A 4,651-nucleotide genomic window follows, 5' to 3' on the forward strand; every position below is an offset into this window, starting at 1 on the left:
GCCCGGCCGCCTGGGCGAAGTCCCGCACCCGGCGCAGCAGCCGGCCCGCCACGCGCGGCGTCCCGCGCGACCGCCGCGCGATCTCCAGCGCGCCGTCCTCGGCCAGGGCGAAGCCGAGCTTCTCGGCGCCGCGCTTCACGATCAGCAACAATTCGTCGACGTCGTAGAACTGCAGGCGCAGCGGGATGCCGAAGCGGTCGCGCAGCGGCTGGCTCAAAAGGCCGGCGCGGGTGGTGGCCCCGACCAGGGTGAAGGGCGGAAGGTCGATGCGCACCGTCCGCGCCGCCGGCCCCTCTCCGATGATGAGGTCCAGCCGATAGTCCTCCATCGCGGGATACAGCGTCTCCTCGATGGCGGGCTGCAGGCGGTGGATCTCGTCCACGAACAGCACGTCGCGCGGCTGCAGGTTGGTCAGGATCGCCGCGAGATCCCCGGCGCGCTGCAGGATCGGGCCGGAGGTGGCGCGGAACCCGACGCCGAGCTCCCGCGCGACGATCTGCGCCAGAGTCGTCTTGCCCAGGCCCGGCGGGCCGAACAGCAGCACGTGGTCCAGCGCCTCGCCGCGGGCGCGGGCGGCGCCGACGAAGACCTCCAGGTTCTCGCGCAGCGCCTTCTGGCCGATGAACTCCTTCAGCGTCTGCGGGCGGAGGCTGCCCTCGGTGGCGTCCTCCTCCTGCCGCGCGCCGGCGGTGAGCCGCTCGTCACTCATCGCGGCGCCATCTCCTTCAGCGCCTCGGTGATCAGCGCCTCGAGCGGCACGGCGTCGCCGACGCGCTTCGCGGCGCGTGCCACGGCGGCCGCGGCCTCTGGCCGCTTCATGCCGAGGTTGACCAGCGCGGAGACGGCATCCGCTTCGGCGCCTTCCGGCGCCGGCGCGGCGATGGCGACCCCGCCCAGCCCGTCGGCCTCCGGCGTGGCGCGGCCGACCGCCCATTTCTGCATCGCCGGCTCGTCGATGATGCGGTTGGCGGTGGCGGCGCCGAGCCCCTTCACCTCCGACAGCCGCTTGCGTTCCTTCGCCGCGATGGCGGCGGCGAGCTGGTTCGGCGTCAGGCCCGACAGCACCAGCAGCGCCTTCTGCGGGCCGACCGTCTTCACCTCGATCAGCGCGCGGAAGGCCTCGCGCTCCGCGGCGTCGAAGAAGCCGTAGAGGGTGATGGCGTCCTGGCTGACCCGCGTCTCCACCAGCAGCTTCTGCACGCCCTCCTTCGCGGTCAGCCGGTCCAGCGTCTTGCGGCTGCAGGCGACCAGATAGCCCACGCCGTTCACGTCCAGCACGCAGCCGCCCTCGTGCACGCTCTCGACGATGCCGCGCAGCGAGCCGATCATCGCGCCGCCCTCAGCATCGCGGCCGAATAGGCGTTGCGCGTGCTGCGGTGATGCGCGTGGCAGATGGCGATGGCCAGCGCATCCGCCGCATCGGCGCGCGAGAAGGTCACCCCCGGCAGCAGCTGGCGCACCATCGCCTGCACCTGTTCCTTCGCGGCATGGCCGGTGCCGACCACCGCGCGCTTGACCTCCATCGCGCCGTATTCGCGAACAGGAAGCCCCGCCAGGGCCGGCGCCAGCAGCACCACGCCGCGCGCCTGGCCAAGCTTCAGCGCGCTTTCGGGGTTGCGCGCGACATAGGTGTGCTCCACCGCCGCCTCGTCCGGCGTCCAGCGACCGATCACCTCGGCAAGGCCGCGATGCAGCACCAGCAGCCGCCGCGCCAGCTCCTCGCCCGGCGAGGTGGAGACAACTCCGTCGGCCAGGAAGCGCAACCGGAAGCCGTCATGCTCCACCATCCCCCAGCCGGTGTGCTGGAGGCCGGGGTCCAGCCCGAGGATGCGAATCGGGACCTGCGCCATGACCCTGCATAGCCCCTTCGCCCCCCGGAAGGGCAGGCCTGCCGGCCCGTGGGCTGCGCGTCATTGCGCCTTGCGCTATACGCTTCGTGAACTCTCGCGTGCCGGAGCCCCGCCCCATGCCCTCAAGGCCGAATGACCGCCCGCCGGGGCATCCGGGCCGACGGCGCCTGCTGGGTGGCGCCGGCGGGCTCGCGATGGCTGCCGGGCTGACGGCTTGTGCCCTGCCGGTCCGGGAGCCGCCGGTGCCGCGCGGCCGCTCCGGTGCGGTCAGCGTGCTCGGCGTGCCGAACGAGCGGTTCCGGCCCGACCAGCCCGGCGGCTTCGAGGCCTTCGACCAGGAGGTGGTGGCGGCTCTCGCCCGCCAGCAGCGCAGGCTCGGCGTCGCCCAGCCGACGGAACTCCCCGAGCTCGACCTGCTGGCGATCTCCGGCGGCGGGGAGAACGGCGCTTTCGGGGCCGGGCTGCTCAACGGATGGACCGCGCATGGCGGCCGCCCCGTCTTCGACCTGGTCACCGGCGTCAGCACCGGGGCCCTGACCGCGCCCTTCGCCTTCCTCGGCAGCGCCTGGGACGACAAGCTGAAGGCGGTCTACACCGACATCTCGCCCGAACGGGTCGCGATCCGCCGCTGGTTCACCGCTGCGATCTGGAACGACGCGCTGGCCGACACCACGCCGCTGTTCGAGACCATCTCCACCTATCTCGACCAGCAGATGATGGCGGCGATCGCCGCCGCCTACGACGAGGGGCGGCTTCTGATGGTCGCCAGCACGGATATCGACGCCCAGGTGCCGGTGATCTGGAACGTCGGCGCCATCGCGAAGAGCGGCCATCCGCGCGCGCTGGACACGGTGCGGCGCATCCTGCTCGCCTCCGCGGCGATCCCGGGAGCGTTCCCGCCGGTGCTGTTCGACGTGGAGCTCGACGGGCGGCCGCACCATGAGATGCATGTGGACGGCGGCGCCTTCGCGCAGGCCTTCCTCTACCCGGCCATTGTCACGCGCTCGCGCCGCGAGGCGCTGGCACGCAACCGACGCGTCGCGCCGGCGAGGGCCTGGGTCATCCGCAACGGGCGGCTCGACCCCGAATGGGCGGAGACCAGCCGCCGCACGGTGAGCATCGCCGGACGCGCCGTCTCCACCATGATCAGCGCCAGCGGCTACAACGACGTGATGCGGATCTACTTCTCGACGATGCGCGACGGCATCGACTTCAACTTGGCCTATATCGGCCCCGAATTCGACACGGAGTACACGGTCCCGTTCGAGCAAGCCTATATGCGGGCGCTCTACGACCACGCCTTCGCACTGGCCCGCCGCGGCTTCCCCTGGACGCGCATCCCGCCCGGCGCGGCATGAACGGCTGGCAGACAGCCTGGCAGGGCGCCCCGGCGCCCGGCCGGGCCCGTCACGCCGTCAGCTTCTCCATCTCGCTCTCCTCCGCCTCGAGGTTGGCGTAGACCTGCTGGACGTCGTCATGGTCGTCCAGCGCGTCGAGCAGCTTCATCACCTCCGCCGCGCGGGCCTCCTCCAGCGTCAGCGTTGTGCTTGGCCACCATTCCAGCCGCGCCGCCTCCGCGGTGCCGAAGCGCGCTTCCAGCGCGTCGCGGACGGCGGCGAAATCCTCGACCGAGGTCGAGACCTCGTGGCCGTCTTCCGTGCTCTCGACATCCTCCGCGCCGGCCTCGATCGCGGCCTCGAGCATCGCGTCGGCAGTCGCGGCACTGAACGGATAGCGCAGCACGCCCTTGCGCTCGAACTGGAAGGCGACCGAGTTGGTTTCGCCAAGCGCCCCGCCGTTCTTCGCGAAGATGGAGCGCAGGTCGCCACCGGTGCGGTTGCGATTGTCGGTCAGCGCCTCGACGATCACCGCGATGCCGTGCGGCCCGTAGCCCTCGTAGCGCACCTCCTCGTAGTTCTCCCCGGCGGCGCCCTGCGCGACGCGCTTGATCGCGCGGTCGATGGTGTCCTTGGTCATGTTGGCGGTCAGCGCCGCCTTCACCGCGGCGCGCAGCCGCGGGTTGTGCGCCGGGTCGGGGAGGCCCGCCTTGGCGGAGACTGTGATCTCGCGGATCAGCTTGCCGTAGGCGCGGGCGCGCTTGGCGCCCTGCACGGCCTTGCGGTGCATCACGTTCTTGGCGTGCGAATGGCCGGCCATGGCCAGATGGCTCCGTTCGTCTCGTCCGAGGGGGGCGGGGTTGCGGCGGCCCCTATACCGGGGTCAGCGCCCCGGCGGCAATTCCGAGCCGGACAGGCGGGAATCCGCCGCGGCCTCAACCACCGGTTCACCAATCGCGCGCATGATCCGGTCCATGGCAGGACCCGTCCGCTCCCCGCTGCCCGGCCATGCCGCACCGCTGCTGGTCGGGCTCATCGCCCTGCTGATGGTGGGCGCCGCGCTCGGCCTGATCGCCATCCCGCATCCGGATGGCGAGCCGACGCACACGCATACCGGTTCCGCGGCGGGGCTGCTGGCGGCGGCCGCGCTGGCCGGGCTCGGCGCGCTGTGGCTCGCACGGCGCCACGACGCCTCGGCCCAGGCGCAGCCGCTCCTGCACGATCCGCTGACCGGCCTGCCGAACCAGGCCGGCTTCCGCGAACGGCTGGAGGAGACGGTCGCGCTCTCCCGCCGGCAGGGCTGGCAGGTCGGCGTGCTGGTGGTGAACCTTCGCCATTTCCGGGCGGTGAACGAGGCGCATGGCCGCGGCGGCGGCGACCTGGCGCTGCGGCTGGTGGGCGCGCGGCTGCGCGGCGCGGTCCGGCGCGAGGACCTGGTCGCGCGCCTGGCCGGCGACCGCTTCG

At 72.5% G+C, this 4,651-nt stretch carries 6 protein-coding genes; 2 read left to right on the forward strand and 4 right to left on the reverse strand.

Going from position 1 to position 4,651, the window contains the following annotated elements:
- The 3 genes from ruvB to ruvC all read right to left on the reverse strand — a co-directional run.
- A partial coding sequence (gene ruvB / locus OZN99_RS25915) for a Holliday junction branch migration DNA helicase RuvB (protein ID WP_270938121.1) occupies nucleotides 1-709 on the reverse strand: 709 nt, incomplete at its 3' end.
- Nucleotides 706-1,329, reverse strand: a complete 624-nt coding sequence (ruvA, locus tag OZN99_RS25920; protein WP_270938122.1) for a Holliday junction branch migration protein RuvA — start codon at nucleotides 1,327-1,329, stop codon at nucleotides 706-708. The genes ruvB and ruvA, both read right to left, overlap by 4 nt.
- On the reverse strand, nucleotides 1,326-1,850 hold the full coding sequence (gene ruvC, locus OZN99_RS25925) for a crossover junction endodeoxyribonuclease RuvC (RefSeq protein ID WP_270938123.1): 525 nt from the start codon (nucleotides 1,848-1,850) through the stop codon (nucleotides 1,326-1,328). The genes ruvA and ruvC overlap by 4 nt, the downstream gene beginning before the upstream one ends.
- A gap of 242 nt (nucleotides 1,851-2,092) precedes the next feature.
- Between ruvC and OZN99_RS25930 the strand changes: the two genes are divergently transcribed.
- Nucleotides 2,093-3,208 (forward strand): patatin-like phospholipase family protein, encoded by a 1,116-nt coding sequence (locus OZN99_RS25930; RefSeq protein ID WP_270938124.1) that lies wholly within the window; start codon nucleotides 2,093-2,095, stop codon nucleotides 3,206-3,208.
- A gap of 49 nt (nucleotides 3,209-3,257) precedes the next feature.
- On the opposite strand, the gene OZN99_RS25935 is transcribed toward OZN99_RS25930, so the two are convergent.
- Nucleotides 3,258-4,007 (reverse strand): YebC/PmpR family DNA-binding transcriptional regulator, encoded by a 750-nt coding sequence (locus OZN99_RS25935; protein ID WP_270938125.1) that lies wholly within the window; start codon nucleotides 4,005-4,007, stop codon nucleotides 3,258-3,260.
- Nucleotides 4,008-4,161: 154 nt separating this feature from the next.
- Between OZN99_RS25935 and OZN99_RS25940 the strand changes: the two genes are divergently transcribed.
- Nucleotides 4,162-4,651: GGDEF domain-containing protein (locus OZN99_RS25940; RefSeq protein WP_270938126.1), on the forward strand; the 490-nt coding region annotated here is incomplete at its 3' end.

It is taken from the genome of Falsiroseomonas oryzae (assembly GCF_027856955.1).
GTDB classification, from domain to species: domain Bacteria; phylum Pseudomonadota; class Alphaproteobacteria; order Acetobacterales; family Acetobacteraceae; genus Falsiroseomonas; species Falsiroseomonas oryzae.

Bases quoted from the DNA above. Each gene is read 5' to 3' on its own strand.
- ruvA (WP_270938122.1), bottom strand. From the start codon at position 1,329: ATGATCGGCTCGCTGCGCGGCATCGTCGAGAGCGTGCACGAGGGCGGC.
- ruvC (WP_270938123.1), bottom strand. From the start codon at position 1,850: ATGGCGCAGGTCCCGATTCGCATCCTCGGGCTGGACCCCGGCCTCCAG.
- OZN99_RS25935 (WP_270938125.1), bottom strand. From the start codon at position 4,007: ATGGCCGGCCATTCGCACGCCAAGAACGTGATGCACCGCAAGGCCGTG.